Source organism: Dactylosporangium sp. NPDC050588, from assembly GCF_040654975.1.
Taxonomy (GTDB): Bacteria; Actinomycetota; Actinomycetes; order Mycobacteriales; family Micromonosporaceae; genus Dactylosporangium; species Dactylosporangium maewongense.
The window spans coordinates 122,572-137,590 of the sequence record NZ_JBFAJA010000003.1 but is presented as its reverse complement, the minus strand read 5'-3'; the positions used below and the strand labels follow the sequence as shown (position 1 = coordinate 137,590).

Sequence of the window (15,019 nt, the reverse complement as noted above, 5' to 3'; positions counted from 1 at the left end):
GGTCGCGCAGGCGCGGGGGGTGCCGGTGCGGCCGCCCGTTCCCGTGCCGGCGACCCCAGGGCCAGTCCCGGGACCGACTCCGGGGCCGAGCCGCCGGTGCGCGGCACGATGTCCGAGGCGCGTCGCTACACGCCCCGGGGCCGCTCCGTCCGCGACGCGTCGGTCGAGCACGGCGGCACGGGGCGGGGCGACCCGTTCCGGCCGGCGCTCGAGGTGCTGCAGGGCGGCCGCGCCGACACCGGCCGCCGCGCCGCCGGCCGGGCCGCCGACAGCCCGCGCGATCCGGACACCGCCGCGGACCAGCACCCGCGGCGGTCGACCGACCCGCGGCGGACCGCCAACCCGCGCGGCACGACCGACCCGCGCAGGACCGCCAACCCGCGCGGCACCACCGAGCCGCGCGGCACCACCGACCCACGCAGGACGACCGACCGGCGCGGCGCGGCGGATGCCCGCAGGACCGCCGATCCGCGCAGGACGGCCGGTCCGCGCGCCGCGGACCAGCGGGCCGCGAGGATCGGCATCGACCGGGAGCAGCCCGGCCCGCGGTCCCGCGAGCGGGACGGGCACACCGCGCCGGACGAGCGGGCCACGGACCCGCGGGCCCGGACGGGCCTGCCGAGGACGGCCCAGGCCAGGTCCGGCGCGCTACCGCTGAAGCGCACCGGCGCCGCCCGCACACCGGCGAGACGAACCACCCCGGTGCGCAAACCCCGCAAACAGAGCCGGGTCCGGGTCCCGCGGCTGCCACGCGCCAACCGCGCGCCGAAGCTCGCCGAGCCGCGCCGCCGGCTGCGGCTGGCCACGGTGCTGGCGCTGCTGATGTTCGCCGCGATCGCCATCCGGCTCGTCCAGCTGCAGCTCACCGACGCCAGCGCCTACGCCGCCCAGGGGCTCAAGGCCCGGCTGGTGCACGACGTCCTGCCCGCGTCCCGCGGCGCGATCCTCGACCGCAACGGCAAGATCATCGTGCACTCGGTCGAGACCCGCTACGTCGCCGCCGACCCGCAGGTGATCAAGGACCCGGAGAAGGCGGCCGACGACCTGTTCGCGATCCTCGCGGACTACGGGGTGCTGCGCTCCGACCTGGTGCGCAAGCTGACCCCGCACAAGGGCGCCGACGGCAAGACCGACATCCGCTACGAGTACGTCGCGCACCAGATCTCGATCGAGGACAGCGAGCGGATCGCCAAACTCAGCTTCGCCGGCGCGCTGGAGATCGGCCGTGACGAGCGCCGGCACGTGCCCGGCTACGACTTCGCGTCCAACGTGGTCGGCTACACCAGCAGGTCCGACCTGTCCGGCCAGCTCGGCATCGAGAAGGCGTACGACGCGCAGCTGCGCGGCATCGACGGCATGCACACGTACGAGCGCGGCCAGGGCGAGCTCAACAAGCCGCTGCCGCAGGGCGTGCAGGAGCTGAAGCCGGCCCGCCCCGGCAGCTCGGTCGAGCTGACCATCGACAGCGACCTGCAGTTCCTGGTGCAGAAGTCGCTCGGCGACCGGATGGCGGCGCTCGGCGCGTCCTTCGGCACCGCGATCGTGCTCGACAGCCGGACCATGGAGGTCATGGCGATGGCGAGCTACCCGTCGTTCGCCGCCAACGACCCCGGCAAGTCGGACCCCGAGGACCTCAAGGACCAGTGCACGGCGACGGTCTTCGACCCCGGCTCGATCCACAAGGCGATCGTCATGGGCGCCGCGCTGCAGGAGGGGCTGATCACGCCGTCGTCGACGATCACCGTCAACTCGAAGGTGAAGAAGGGCGACACCACCTACACCGACCACCCGCCGCAGCGGGACGGCACGCCGATGACCATCCCGGGCATCCTCGCGCTGTCGTCGAACGTCGGCACGATCGCCGTCGCGGACATGCTCGGCAAGGACAAGCTGTACGAGTACCAGCGCAAGTTCGGCCTCGGCCAGCGCACCGGCGTCGGCCTGCCGAACGAGTCGCCGGGGCAGCTCCTGCCGCCGGGCGAGTGGACCGGCTCCAGCCCCGGCTCGATCCCGATCGGCAACGGCGTGGCGACGACCGCGATCCAGATGGCCGCCGTCTACGGCGCGATCGCCAACGACGGCCTGTGGGTGCAGCCGACGCTGGTCCGGAAGATCATCGCGCCGGACGGCACGGAGACCAGGCCGCCCGCGCAGGCGACCCGGCGGGTCATGGATCCGGTGTACGCGCAGCAGCTGCGCACCATGCTGGAGGGCGTCACGACGCTCGACGACGCGACCGGCCACCAGGCGGCGATCCCCGGCTACCGGATCGCGGGCAAGACCGGCACGTCGAAGCTGCCCAAGGACGGCGGCTACGCGCCAGGTGACGTGGTGTCGTTCATCGGCATGGCGCCGGCGGAGGCACCACGCTACGTGGTCGCCGTCACCGCGCACGTGCCCGGCGGCGCGGGTGGTTCCGTCGCCGCGCCGTTGTTCAAGGACATGATGGCGGTCACCCTCAGTAGCTTCGGGGTGGCACCGACGGGCACCGAGCCGCCGAAGCTGACGATCTACCCGTGACACCGACTCTGCCGCTTCCCGGCGGGACGGGTAGGGTCTGACCCCGTGCCCGGCTATCCCCGACCGAGGAGTGTCCGCCCCGTGCTCGCCGTCGAGCTGGCGGCTCTCGCCGGTGCGCCCATGGTGGCGCAGGACGGCGAGGTCGCCGTCACCGGCGTGACCCACAGTAGCTCCGCGGTGCGCCCCGGTGACCTGTACGCGGCCCTGCCCGGGTCGCGGGTGCACGGCGCCCAGTTCGCCGGCCAGGCGAAGGAGGCCGGCGCGGTCGCCGTGCTCACCGACCCGGCCGGCCTCGCGCAGCTCGGCGGGCTGACGGGCGACCTGCCCGCGATCGTCGTCGACGACCCGCGCGCGGCGCTCGGCGGCATCGCCTCGCACGTGTACGGCGAGCCGACCCGGCAGCTGACCACGATCGGCATCACCGGCACCGCCGGCAAGACGTCCACGGCGTACCTCGTCGAGGCCGGGCTGCGGGCCGCCGGTCAGGTCACCGGCCTCATCGGCACGGTCGAGACCCGCCTCGGCGACCTCACCATCGACAGCGCCCGCACCACGCCCGAGGCGACGGACCTGCACGCGCTGTTCGCCGCCGGCCTCGAGCGCGGCGTCGAGGCCGTCGTCATGGAGGTCTCCAGCCACGCCCTGGAGCTCGGCCGGGTCAACGGGGTCCGGTTCGCCGCCGCCGGGTACACGAACTTCGGCATGGACCACCTCGACTTCCACCCCGACGTCGAGGCGTACTACGCGGCGAAGGCCAAGCTGTTCGACGGCCGCGCCGCCACCGAGATCCTCAACCTCGACGACGAGCGGGTCATGCGGCTGCGCAAGCCGGCGTCGTGGACCTACTCGGCGGCCGGCGACCCGGCCGCCGACGTCCGCGCCACCGGCATCACGCCCGACGGCTACGGCCAGCGGTTCACCGTCACCCGCCGGGACGTGTCCGTCGCGTCCGGCGTGGGCCTGCCGGGCCGGCACAACGTCGCCAACGCGCTGCTCGCGATCGCCGCGCTCGTCGCCGTCGGCGTCGACCTCGCCGTCGCGGCGAAGGCCGTCGCGGAGGCGCCCGGCTCGCCCGGCCGGATGGAGCGGGTCGACGCCCCCGGCGAGGTGCTCGGCGTCGTCGACTACGCGCACAAGCCCGACGCCATGGTCGAGGTCCTCGCCGCGCTGCGGACCCTCGCCGCGTCCCGGGGCGGCCGCGTCATCTGCGTCGTCGGCGCCGGCGGCGACCGCGACCGGGGCAAGCGGCCGCTGATGGGCCGGGCCGCCGCGGAGGGCGCCGACCTGGTGGTCGTCACCGACGACAACCCCCGCACCGAGGACCCCGCGGCCATCCGGGCGGAGGTGCTCGCCGGCACCCGGGGCGCCGCCGCGACCGTCGTCGAGGTGGACGGCCGGCGCGCCGCGATCGACCACGCGGTCGCCCAGGCCCGGCCCGGCGACGTGGTGGCGGTCCTCGGCAAGGGCCACGAACGCGGCCAGGAGGTCGGCGGCGAGGTCCTGCCGTTCGACGACCGGGTCGAGCTCGCCGCGGCGCTGCGGGCGGTGACGTCGTGATCCCGTTCACCGTCGCCGAGATCACCGCCGTCGTCGGCGGCACCCTGCACGGCGGCTCCGGCGACGCGGTCGTCGACGGACCGGTCGAGTACGACTCGCGCAAGGTCGCCCCCGGCGGCCTGTTCGTCGCGTTCGCCGGCGCGAAGGTCGACGCCCACGAGTTCGCCGCCAAGGCGGTCGCCGACGGCGCCGTCGCGGTGTTCGGCAGCCGGCCCGTCGACGGCGTGCCCACGATCGTCGTCGACGATCCTCGCGCCGCCCTCGGGCTGCTCGCCCGGGCCGCGCTGGACCGGATCGGCGACGCGCTGACCGTCGTCGCGGTCACCGGCTCGTCGGGCAAGACGAGCACCAAGGACCTCATCACGGCGCTGCTGCGCACCGCCGGGCCGACCGTGGCGACCATCGGGTCGGAGAACAACGAGCTCGGCACCCCGTACACGGTGCTCAAGGTCACCGCCGAAACCCGCTTCCTGGTGCTGGAGATGGGCTCGCGCGGTGTCGGGCATCTGCGGTACCTGTGCGACATCGCGCCGCCGGACGTGTCGGTCGTGGTCAACGTGGGCACGTCGCACATCGCCGAGTTCGGCTCCCTGGAGGGCACCACCCTCGCCAAGGGGGAGCTCGTCGAGGCGCTGCGCCCGGGCGGTCTCGCGATCCTCAACGCCGACGACGAGCGGGTCCGGTCGATGGCGTCGCGCAGCGCCGCGCCGGTGCAATTCGCGGGCGAGTCGGAGACCGCCGACTTCCGGGCCACCGACGTCGAGGACCTCGGCCGCGGCCGGTTCGGCTTCACGATGCACCTGCCGGGCACCGACCCGGTCCGGGTGCGGCTCGACGTCGCCGGACGGCACCAGGTCGGCAACGCGTTACTCGCCGCTGCCGTGGCGTCGCACGCCGGTGTGGATCCGGCCACGATCGCCGCCACACTCGGCGATCTAGAGGGCTTGTCGAGCCGAAGGATGGATGTCTTCGACCGTGCCGACGATGTCACGGTCATCGACGACTCATTCAACGCCAATCCGGCGTCCATGGCGGCGGCGCTCCGGGCGCTCGTCGCGGTGGCCGGCGGGCGGCGGATGATCGCCGTGCTCGGCTTCATGGCAGAGCTCGGTGAGTATGAGCGAACCGGACATGAGGAGGTCGGTCGTCTCGCCGCTGAGCTCGGCGTCGACCGCCTCGTGGCCGTGGGCGAGCAGGCCGCGCCGATCCTGCACGGTGCGTCCGTCGTGGCGAGTTGGGGAGGAGACCCGGTGCTCGTGACCGATCAGGAGGCCGCCGTCGCGCTGCTGCGCGCCGAGCTGCGGCCCCGCGACGTGGTTCTGGTCAAGGGATCCAGGTACCGGACGTGGGATATCGCCGACGCCCTGCGGGCGGGCGTCAGGTGAGGGCCGTCTTCGTCGCCGCGTTCGTGGCGTTCCTCATCTCGCTGTTCGGCACCCCCATCGCGATCAAGTACTTCACCAGGCTCAAGGCCGACCAGCCGATCCGCGCCGACGGACCGCAGGGCCACCTGGGCAAGAAGGGCACGCCCACGATGGGCGGCGTGGTGTTCATCTTCGCCACGCTCATCGCCTACACCGGCGGGCACATCGCGCTGACCACGCTGCCGGACCAGCAGCTGCGCCCGAGCGGCCCGACCGCGACCGCGGTGGTGCTGCTGGGCCTGTTCGTCTTCACCGGCCTGCTCGGCTTCCTCGACGACTACCTCAAGGTCGCCAAGCGCAACAGCGACGGGCTCAACAAGCGCGGCAAGCTCATCGGCCAGGCGCTGATCGGCGCGATCTTCGGCGCGATCGCCCTGTACGTGCCGGCGAAGCAGACCGGTGACGCCGTCGTCACCACGGTCGCCAGCCCGAAGCTGTCGTGGGTGCACGACATCGACTGGCTCGACATCACCAAGATCGGCGCCGTCGTCTTCTTCGTGTTCGTGGTCATGTCGATGTCCAACGCGGTGAACCTCACCGACGGCCTCGACGGCCTCGCGACCGGCACGTCGATCCTGGTGATCGGCAGCTACATGGCGATCGCGTTCTGGCAGTACCGGCACTGGTGCGCCGACCCGGAGTACACCGCCAGCTACTGCTACGACGTCCGCGACCCCCTCGAGATGGCGCTCATCGCCGGCGCGGCCGTCGGCGCGCTGGTCGGCTTCCTGTGGTGGAACACGTCACCGGCGCGGATCTTCATGGGCGACACCGGCTCCATGGCGCTCGGCTCGCTCATCGCCGGCCTCGCCGTGGCGACCAAGACCGTCCTGCTGCTGCCGCTGATGGGCCTGCTGTTCTTCATCATCGTCGTGACGTGGATCATGCAGATCGGCTCCTACCGCACGACCGGCAAGCGCATCTTCCGGATGGTGCCGCTGCAGCACCACTTCGAGCTCGCCGGCTGGAGCGAGGTCAACATCGTGGTCCGCTTCTGGATCATCGCCGGCCTGGGCATGGCCGCGTCGCTCGGCCTGTTCGCCGCCGACTTCCTGCGGGTGATGAGCGGCTCCGGCTGACCCCGCGCGTCCGGCCGGCATCACGGCGCGCCGGACATCGAACCGGTCCGACACGCCGGGACCCCGTGGTCGCCAGACCCCGCGGGTCCCGGCGGCATGATGGTCCCCATGCGGGGCGATGGGGAGCAGGACACGTCGGCGGCGACCGCGTCGGTGCCACCAGCGGCGGCCGCGTCGGTGCCACCGGCGCCGGCCGGCCAGGCGGCGGTGCCCGCACCGCCCGGCAGCGGGCTCCTCGGCTGGTTCGACGCGCTGCGCGGCCTGCTCGACCGGCCCCTCGCCTCCTACTACCTGCTGCTGTCCAGCGTCGGGCTGCTGGTCTTCATCGGCCTGGCCATGGTGTTCTCCGTCACCGGCATCGAGGGCGTCGCGGAGACCGGCGACCCGTTCGGCCCGGTGTTCAAGCAGACGATCTTCGCCGTGGTCGGGCTCGTCGTGTTCTGGGTCTGCCAGCGGCTGCCGGTGCGCACGTTCCGGGCCATCGCCGTGCCGCTGCTCATCTCCGCGTTCGCGCTCATGGCCTTCGTCGACCTGATGGGCTGGCTCGCCGCCAGCCGCACCCCGCCCGGCGAGAAGGTGAAGCCGATCCACCTCGGCCCGATCTGGGCCGAGGACCTGTGGCTGCACCTCGGCGGCATCCAGGTCCAGCCGGCGGAGCTCGCGAAGGTCGCCCTCGTCGTCTGGGGCGCCGACCTGCTGGTGCGCAAGGGGCGCACGATCCTGTCGTGGCGGGAGCTGTTCATGCCGCTGCTGCCGGTGACGGTGGCGCTGCTGCTCCTCGTCGGCTACAACGACCTCGGCTCCATGATCTGCCTCGTGGTCCTCTTCACCGGGCTGCTGTGGGCGGCCGGCGCGCGGCTGCCGGTCTTCGCCTGGCTCGGCGGCCTCGCCGTCGCCGGCGTGCTCGCGCTGATCCTCCTGCCGGCCGAGAAGGACTACCGGCTGGCCCGCATCAAGGTGTTCTTCGACCCGTCCATCGACCCCGAGGCGCAGAACGGGCGCTACCAGTACCTGCGCGGGCTGTGGGCGATCGGCAACGGCGGCTGGTTCGGCGTCGGGCTCGGCGAGAGCCAGCTGAAGTGGGGCCGGCTGCCCAACGCGCACAACGACTTCATCTTCGCGATCGTCGCCGAGGAGCTCGGCGTCGTCGGCTGCCTGGTCGTCCTCGTCCTGTTCGGCATGCTCACCTATACGGGGCTGCGCATCGCCCGCCGGGTCGAGGACCCGTTCCGCCGGCTCGCCGCCGCCGCGATCACCATCTGGTTCGTCGGGCAGGCGATCATCAACATCGGCGGCGTGGTCGGGCTCATGCCGATCACCGGCCTGCCGCTGCCGTTCATCTCCGACGGCGGCACCGCCCTGGTCGTGGCCCTCGGCGCGGCCGGGATGCTCAGCTCCGCGGCCCGCGCCGAGCCCGACTGTGCCAGAGCCATGCATGCCCGTCCGCCGCGAAAGTGGGTGCGACTACTCTGGGCGCCGTTGCCGCCGCTGCCGCGCGCCCGCGCCGACAGTGACGGTGACGTCCCCTCGACACGCGCGACGGGTCGTCCACTGACGCCGCAGGGCGGCAGCCCAGGGCGGACCCGCGGAAGGAGCTCCTGATGGCAGCGCTGCGCTCCGTGGTGCTGGCCGGCGGAGGCACCGGCGGGCACATCTACCCGCTGCTCGCCTTCGCCGACTGCCTCCGCAGGCACGACCCGGGTCTGCGGATCACCTGTATCGGCTCGGAGCGTGGGATGGAGGGTGAGATCATCCCGCAGCGCGGCTATGACCTGCGCCACGTCCCGGCCTTCCAGCTGCCCCGCTCCGTGAACATGAACCTGGTCCGCACCCCGGACCGGATGTACAAGTCCGCGAAGGCGACCCGCGAGATCCTCGACGAGGTCGAGGCGGACGCGGTGGTCGGGTTCGGCGGCTACGTCTCCGTCCCCGCCTACCTCGCCGCGTGGCGGCGCAAGACCCCCACGATCATCCACGAGGTCAACGTGCCCGTGGGCGTGGCCAACAAGATGGGCATGCGCTTCACGAAGCACATCGTGCTCGGCTTCCCCCATCAGGCGCAGCAGATCCCGTCGGTGGCGCACGCCGAGGTCGTCGGGGTGCCGCTGCGGCAGAGCATCGCCACCCTCGACCGGGCCGCGCTGCGGGAGCGGGCCCGCGCCCACTTCGGCCTCGATCCGCACCTGCCGACGCTGTTCGTCTTCGGCGCGTCGGCCGGCGCCCGCTCGATCAACCTGGCGGTGTCCGGCGCGGCGAAGCAGATCACCGGCTCCGGGGTGCAGGTGCTGCACATCATCGGCGCCCGCAACGACGACGTCGAGGTCCCCACCGGCCTGCCCGCGCCGTACGTGAAGGTCAAGTTCCTGTCGGAGATGGAGCTCGGCTACGCGGCCGGCGACCTGGCGCTGTGCCGGGGCGGCGCGATGACCTGCGCGGAGACCGCCGCGGTCGGTATGCCGGCCATCTACGTGCCGCTGCCGTGGGGCAACGGCGAGCAGCGCCGCAACGCGCTTCCGGTCGTCGAGGCCGGCGGCGGCCTCATCGTCGAGGACGGCGACCTCTCCCCGGAGTGGGTCACCGACACCGTGGTGCCCCTGGTGCGCGACGGCGCCCGGCTCGCGGCGATGAGCCGCGCCGCCGCCGGTTATGGTCGCCGCGACGGCGACGAGGCCCTTCGCCGGTACCTGCTGAAGGTGGTCGGAGCATGACGGATTTGACCGCCGAGGACCTCGGCAGGGTGCACCTCGTCGGGGTGGGCGGGGTCGGCATGAGCGGGCTCGCCCGGCTCCTGCTCACCCGGGGCATCCCCACGTCCGGCAGCGAGCTGCGCGAGTGGCCGCAGCTGGCGGCGCTCAAGGCGCTCGGCGGCACGATCTTCCGCGAGCACCAGCCGGCCAACCTCGACGGGGTCGACACGGTCGTCTACTCGACCGCGATCCCGCAGGACCACATCGAGCTCGTCACGGCCCGGGAGCGGGGGCTGCGGCTCATGCACCGCTCCGAGGCCCTCGCTGCCACGATGGTCGGGCGCAGGAGCGTCGCGGTCGCCGGTACCCACGGCAAGACGACCACGACGTCGATGATCACCCTCATGCTCCAGCACGCCGGGCTCGACCCGTCGTTCGTCATCGGCGGGGAGATCTCCGAGGTCGGCTCCAACGCCCACCACGGCAGCGGCGAGCTGTTCGTCGCCGAGGCCGACGAGAGCGACCGGTCGTTCCTGCTCTACAACCCGCACGTCGCGGTCGTCACCAACATCGACGCCGACCACCTCAACACGTACGGCGACCTGCAGGGCCTCGAGGACGCGTTCGTCGAGTTCTGCGCCCGCGTCGAGCCCGGCGGCTTCGTGGTCACCTGCGCCGACGACCCCGGCGCCCAGCGGATGATCGTGCGGGTCCGCGAGGCCGGCGGCGACGTCGTCACCTACGGCACCGCCCCCGACGCCGACCTGCGCCTGACGGAGGTGCGCTCCTCCGCGCAGGGCGTGCGCTACGTGGCGCACCACGAGGGCGTGCCGCTCGGCGAGGTGCACCTGCCGATCCCCGGCGCGCACCTCGGCCTCAACTCGGCCGGGGCGCTGCTCACCGCCCTGCGGCTCGGCATCCCGGCCGAGTCGGCGATCGAGGCGCTGTCGACGTTCCCCGGGGTGCGGCGGCGCTTCGAGTTCAAGGGCGCCGAGGCCGGCGTGCGGATCTACGACGAGTACGCGTACCACCACGTCCCGATCGAGGCGGCGATGCGCACCCTGCGCGAGGTCGCCGGCGACGGGCGGCTCATCGTGGTGTTCCAGCCCTACCGGATGTACCGCACCCGCGACTACCTGACCGAGATCGCCGCCGCGCTGTCCCTGGCCGACGAGGCGATCATCATGGAGGTGTTCGGCCCGGGCGAGGTCCGGGAGCCGGGGGAGGGCGGGGTCGCGCTGACCGCCGCCGTCGACCTGCCCGAGGACCGCAAGGTGTTCGTGCCGTCGTGGGACGATGTGGCGGACGAGGTCGTCGCCCGCGTCCGGGAGGGCGACGTGGTCGTCACGATGGGCGCGCCGCCGATCTCCCTCATGGGCGACGAGCTGCTCGCCGCGCTCAAGAACGCCGGCGACGGCTACGTCGGCCGGCACAACCGCCCCGACGGCGAATGACCGGGGACTGACCGCCCTTGACGTCCACGCGCGGCTGGCGGCTGGTCCTGGCACCCCGCTCGGCGCCCGCCGGCTCGTCGCAGCGCCGCTTCGCGCAGCGGGCCCGGCGGCACCGCCTCCGCGTCGTGCTGTCCTGGCTGGTCGGGCTCGGCGTCGTCGCGCTGCTCGGCGGGGCCGTCGCCGTCGTCTACGCCACGCCGGTGCTCGGGGTCCACGGGATCCGGGTCACCGGAGTGTCGGCGCTGACGGCCCAGGACGTCCAGGACGCGGCCGGGGTCGCCACCGGCACGCCCCTGGCCCGGCTCGACCTCGCCGCGGTGGAGCGGCGGGTGCGGACGCTGAAGCCGGTCCGGACGGTCACCGCGTCCAAGGACTACCCGCGCACCCTGGTCCTCGCGGTGCGCGAGCGGACGGGGATCGCCGTGGTGCCGGCGGCGCTGGGGTTCGTGCTGCTGGACGCCGACGGCGTGGCGTTCCTCCCGGTCGGCTCCGCGCCGGCGGGGCTGCCGGTGGTGCGCCTCGCCGCGCCCGCCCCCGGCGACCCCGCCACCCGGGCAGCGCTCACCGTCCTGGCGGCGCTGCCGCCGTGGCTGCGGTCGCAGATGGTGGCCCTGGCCGCCGACGCGCCGACGCGGGTGCGGCTGGAGCTCACCGAGGGCCGCACGGTCGTGTGGGGCGACGCGACCCAGAACGAGGCGAAGGTCAGGGTGCTGCAGGTCACGAAGATCCTGCCGGACAAGACGCTCGACGTGAGCGCGCCCGGGGTGGTGCTGGAGCGGTGAACCGTGCTGACGTCCCTTTCGCCGGCGATGAGCGGGCGCTGGCGCGGTGAACCGTGTTGACGTCCCTTTCGCCGGCGATGAGCGGGCGATGGTGCTCGGGTGGCTCGACTGGCACCGGGAGACCGTGCACGTGAAGTGTGCCGGGCTCGCCGAGGAGGACGCCTGGCGGACGCCGCTGCCGGCGTCGCCGCTGACCAGCGCCGCCGGGCTCGTGTCGCACCTCACGGCGGTCGAGTCGTACTGGTTCGAGCGGGTCGTCGCGGGGCTGGACGTGCCGGTGCCGTGGAGCGCCGGCGACCCCGACGCGGACTGGCGCCGGGTGCCCGGTGCCACCCTGGCCGGCAACCTCGACCGGTACCGGCGCCAATGCGACGTCTCGCGCGCCCTGATGCGCGACGTCGATCTTGACGGGACGGCCGCGGCACCGCGGCACGGCGCGCCCGTCGCGGTCCGCTGGGTGCTTCTGCACATGATCGAGGAGACCGCCCGTCACAACGGACACCTCGACGCCGTTAGGGAATTGGTCGACGGCGTCGTCGGGGAATAGCCGACACGCCGGGCGGCGGTCCTTGGATCGCGACAGTCGGGCCCTTACCTTGCGATAAGGCATTAGTTGACATAACTATAAGCCTCTAGTAAAGGGTGAGGGTTTGCGGGACCCACATCCAGTGCGTCTGCATGGCGGACGCCGCCCGTCGCGGGGCCGGGCTACACCAGTCTGACGGCTCCGGGAAGGGATCGGCGCTCGCCAACCTCGAAAGGAAAGGCAGTCCGATGACACATCCGCACAACTATCTCGCGGTCATCAAGGTCGTCGGCATCGGCGGCGGCGGGGTCAACGCCGTCAATCGCATGATCGAGGTTGGCCTCAAGGGCGTCGAGTTCATCGCGATCAACACCGACGCCCAGGCCCTGCTGATGAGCGACGCCGACGTCAAGCTCGACGTCGGCCGGGAACTGACCCGCGGGCTCGGCGCCGGCGCCAACCCCGACGTGGGCAAGAACGCCGCCGAGGACCACCGGGACGAGATCGAAGAGGTGCTCAAGGGCGCCGACATGGTCTTCGTCACCTGTGGCGAGGGCGGCGGCACGGGCACCGGCGGCGCGCCGGTGGTGGCGAACATCGCGCGGAAGCTCGGCGCGCTGACGATCGGCGTGGTCACCCGGCCGTTCTCGTTCGAGGGCAAGCGCCGGCAGGTCCAGGCCGAGGCCGGGATCGAGGAGCTGCGCAACCAGTGCGACACGCTCATCGTGATCCCCAACGACCGGCTCCTGGCGCTCGGCGACCGGGGCATCTCGATGATGGACGCCTTCCGGCAGGCCGACCAGGTCCTGCTCTCCGGTGTCCAGGGCATCACCGACCTGATCACCACGCCCGGCCTGATCAACCTCGACTTCGCCGACGTGAAGAGCGTCATGAGCGGAGCCGGCAGCGCCCTCATGGGCATCGGCAGCGCGCGCGGCGACAACCGCGCCGTCGAGGCGGCCGAGTCGGCGATCTCCAGCCCGCTGCTGGAGCAGAGCATGGACGGCGCGCGCGGGGTGCTGCTGTCCATCGCCGGCGGCTCCGACCTCGGCCTGTTCGAGATCAACGACGCGGCGCAGCTGGTCACCGACGCGGCCCACCCCGACGCCAACATCATCTTCGGTGCGGTCATCGACGACGCGCTCGGCGACGAGGTGCGCGTCACGGTGATCGCGGCCGGGTTCGACGGCGGCGCGCCGGCCTACCGGCCGGTCGAGGCCCGCGCCCCGCGGCCGCAGCACCACCACCAGCCGAAGGAGCCGGCCCCGGTCGAGCGCCAGGCCCCGCCGCCGCCCCGGCGGGTGCTGTTCGACGACGTCGACGTGCCGGACTTCCTGAAGAACGGCGCCTGAAAGAATCGGGTGGGTCCTCCGGGGCCCACCCGATTCGTTTCGCATGCTCGGAGGGCCACGTGGGCGACGCACGGACCGCGGAGATCGAACACAACCTGGCTGTGGTCCGCGCCCGGGTCGCGTCGGCCTGCCGGGCCGCCGGGCGGGCCGCCGACGAGGTGACCCTGGTCGCGGTCACCAAGACGTACCCCGCCGAGGACGTGACCCGCCTGGCCTCGCTGGGCGTGCTGGACGTGGGGGAGAACCGGGACCAGGAGGCCGCCCCCAAGGCCTCCGCGTGCCCCGCCGAGCTGCGCTGGCACTTCATCGGTCAGCTGCAGCGCAACAAGGCGCGCTCGGTCGCCTCGTACGCGTCGGTCGTGCACTCCGTGGACAGCCTGCGGCTGGTGGACGCGCTGACGGACGCCGCGGTGCGAGCCGGGCGCGACACGCCGCTGGGCGCGCTCGTGCAGGTGAGCCTCGACGACGACGAGCACCGCGGCGGCGCGGTCACCGGAATTATCGAACAGGTGGCCGAATCAATCGCGGCGAGCCCCGCTTTGACACTCAAAGGTGTGATGGCCGTCGCGCCGCTCGGATGGGATCCGGACGCGGCATTCGAGCGACTCGCCGCCGTATCCGCCCGCCTGCGGATCTCCTTTCCGGACGCGGACTGGATTTCCGCCGGCATGAGCGACGACCTCGAATCCGCGATTTCGCACGGCTCGACACATGTCCGTGTCGGTAGCGCATTGCTCGGAAATCGACCCCCACTGGGGTAGCCTGGCCGCGGGAACGGAAAAACTACACGGGTGTGGTTCTGCGCCGGCGGGGCGGTGTCACACCATCGTGATCGGTGGCACCGACAACGGGGGGAAGTGCCGCATGGCGGTGGACGGAGGAGCGCGCATGGGTGCTCTGCGCAGGGCGGGTGTATGGCTCGGGCTCGTCGAGGACGACGACGAGCGGGGCTACGACGACCGTCACTACCGGGGCTACGGTGACGACTTCGCCGACGACGAGGACGACGTCGACGAGGTGCCGGCGCCGCGTGCCCGCATGACGTCCGACCGGCTCTCCGTGTCGGACCGGCTCTCGGTGTCGGACCGGCTCTCCACCTCCTCCTCGGAGCGGCTCACCGCGTCCGAGCGCCTCGCCGCCGCCGAGCGGATGACGACCTCGGAGCGCCTGACGGCGTCCGAGCGGCTCTCCGCGGCCGAGCGCGACGCCGCCGCCGCGAGCCGCAGCACCGTGCGCTCGATCACGCGACCCACGACCGTCAGCTACCCGACACGAGACAACCTGGCGATCGCGCCGCAGCCGGTGACGAGGGAGCGGACAGTGGTCGAGGAAGAGGCCGACGACCGCCGCTACGCGATCACGACGCTGCACCCCACGACGTACAACGAGGCCCGGACCATCGGCGAGCACTTCCGTGACGGCCACCCGGTGATCATGAACCTCACCGAAATGGACGAGGCCGACGCGAAGCGACTGGTCGACTTCGCGGCAGGACTGGTGTTTGGCCTGCGTGGTAACTTCGAGCGGGTGACCAACCGGGTCTTCCTGCTCTCTCCGGCAAATGTCCAGGTCACCGCAGAGGACAAAGCTAAGATCGCCGAGGGCGGGTTCTTCAACCAGAGCTGATGCGAGGACTCA

12 protein-coding genes are annotated in these 15,019 nt (G+C 72.7%); all 12 read left to right on the top strand.

The features are described 5' to 3' along the window. Positions 1-108: 108 nt before the first annotated feature. The 12 genes from AB0I21_RS03055 to sepF all read left to right on the top strand — a co-directional run bounded on the left by AB0I21_RS03055 (position 109) and on the right by sepF (position 15,007). A complete protein-coding gene (locus AB0I21_RS03055) occupies positions 109-2,520 on the top strand; it encodes a penicillin-binding transpeptidase domain-containing protein (RefSeq protein WP_360558614.1) in 2,412 nt (803 codons plus the stop codon). Between the two features lie 45 nt (positions 2,521-2,565). After that, complete coding sequence (locus tag AB0I21_RS03050; protein ID WP_360558612.1) at positions 2,566-4,077, top strand: UDP-N-acetylmuramoyl-L-alanyl-D-glutamate--2,6-diaminopimelate ligase; 1,512 nt, start codon at positions 2,566-2,568, stop codon at positions 4,075-4,077. Further along, a complete protein-coding gene (gene murF, locus AB0I21_RS03045; protein WP_360558611.1) occupies positions 4,074-5,462 on the top strand; it encodes a UDP-N-acetylmuramoyl-tripeptide--D-alanyl-D-alanine ligase in 1,389 nt (462 codons plus the stop codon). The genes AB0I21_RS03050 and murF overlap by 4 nt, the downstream gene beginning before the upstream one ends. Further along, complete coding sequence (gene mraY, locus AB0I21_RS03040; RefSeq protein WP_360558609.1) at positions 5,459-6,580, top strand: phospho-N-acetylmuramoyl-pentapeptide-transferase; 1,122 nt, start codon at positions 5,459-5,461, stop codon at positions 6,578-6,580. The genes murF and mraY overlap by 4 nt, the downstream gene beginning before the upstream one ends. A gap of 108 nt (positions 6,581-6,688) precedes the next feature. Continuing rightward, positions 6,689-8,182: a putative peptidoglycan glycosyltransferase FtsW gene (locus tag AB0I21_RS03035; protein ID WP_360558607.1), complete on the top strand. Its 1,494-nt coding sequence runs from the start codon at positions 6,689-6,691 to the stop codon at positions 8,180-8,182. Continuing rightward, positions 8,182-9,288 (top strand): undecaprenyldiphospho-muramoylpentapeptide beta-N-acetylglucosaminyltransferase, encoded by a 1,107-nt coding sequence (gene murG / locus AB0I21_RS03030; protein WP_360558605.1) that lies wholly within the window; start codon positions 8,182-8,184, stop codon positions 9,286-9,288. Before AB0I21_RS03035 ends, murG begins: the two co-directional genes overlap by 1 nt. Beyond that, on the top strand, positions 9,285-10,721 hold the full coding sequence (murC, locus tag AB0I21_RS03025) for a UDP-N-acetylmuramate--L-alanine ligase (RefSeq protein ID WP_360558603.1): 1,437 nt from the start codon (positions 9,285-9,287) through the stop codon (positions 10,719-10,721). Before murG ends, murC begins: the two co-directional genes overlap by 4 nt. A 17-nt stretch (positions 10,722-10,738) precedes the next feature. Continuing rightward, on the top strand, positions 10,739-11,503 hold the full coding sequence (locus tag AB0I21_RS03020; RefSeq protein ID WP_360558601.1) for an FtsQ-type POTRA domain-containing protein: 765 nt from the start codon (positions 10,739-10,741) through the stop codon (positions 11,501-11,503). A gap of 88 nt (positions 11,504-11,591) precedes the next feature. Continuing rightward, entirely contained in the window at positions 11,592-12,050 is a 459-nt protein-coding gene (locus AB0I21_RS03015; protein WP_360558599.1) for a DinB family protein, read from the top strand. Positions 12,051-12,277: 227 nt separating this feature from the next. Continuing rightward, entirely contained in the window at positions 12,278-13,381 is a 1,104-nt protein-coding gene (gene ftsZ / locus AB0I21_RS03010) for a cell division protein FtsZ (RefSeq protein WP_344503927.1), read from the top strand. A 59-nt stretch (positions 13,382-13,440) separates the two neighbouring features. After that, positions 13,441-14,142: a YggS family pyridoxal phosphate-dependent enzyme gene (locus AB0I21_RS03005; protein ID WP_344503928.1), complete on the top strand. Its 702-nt coding sequence runs from the start codon at positions 13,441-13,443 to the stop codon at positions 14,140-14,142. A 127-nt stretch (positions 14,143-14,269) separates the two neighbouring features. Then, entirely contained in the window at positions 14,270-15,007 is a 738-nt protein-coding gene (sepF, locus tag AB0I21_RS03000) for a cell division protein SepF (RefSeq protein WP_360558681.1), read from the top strand. Positions 15,008-15,019: the final 12 nt, after the last annotated feature.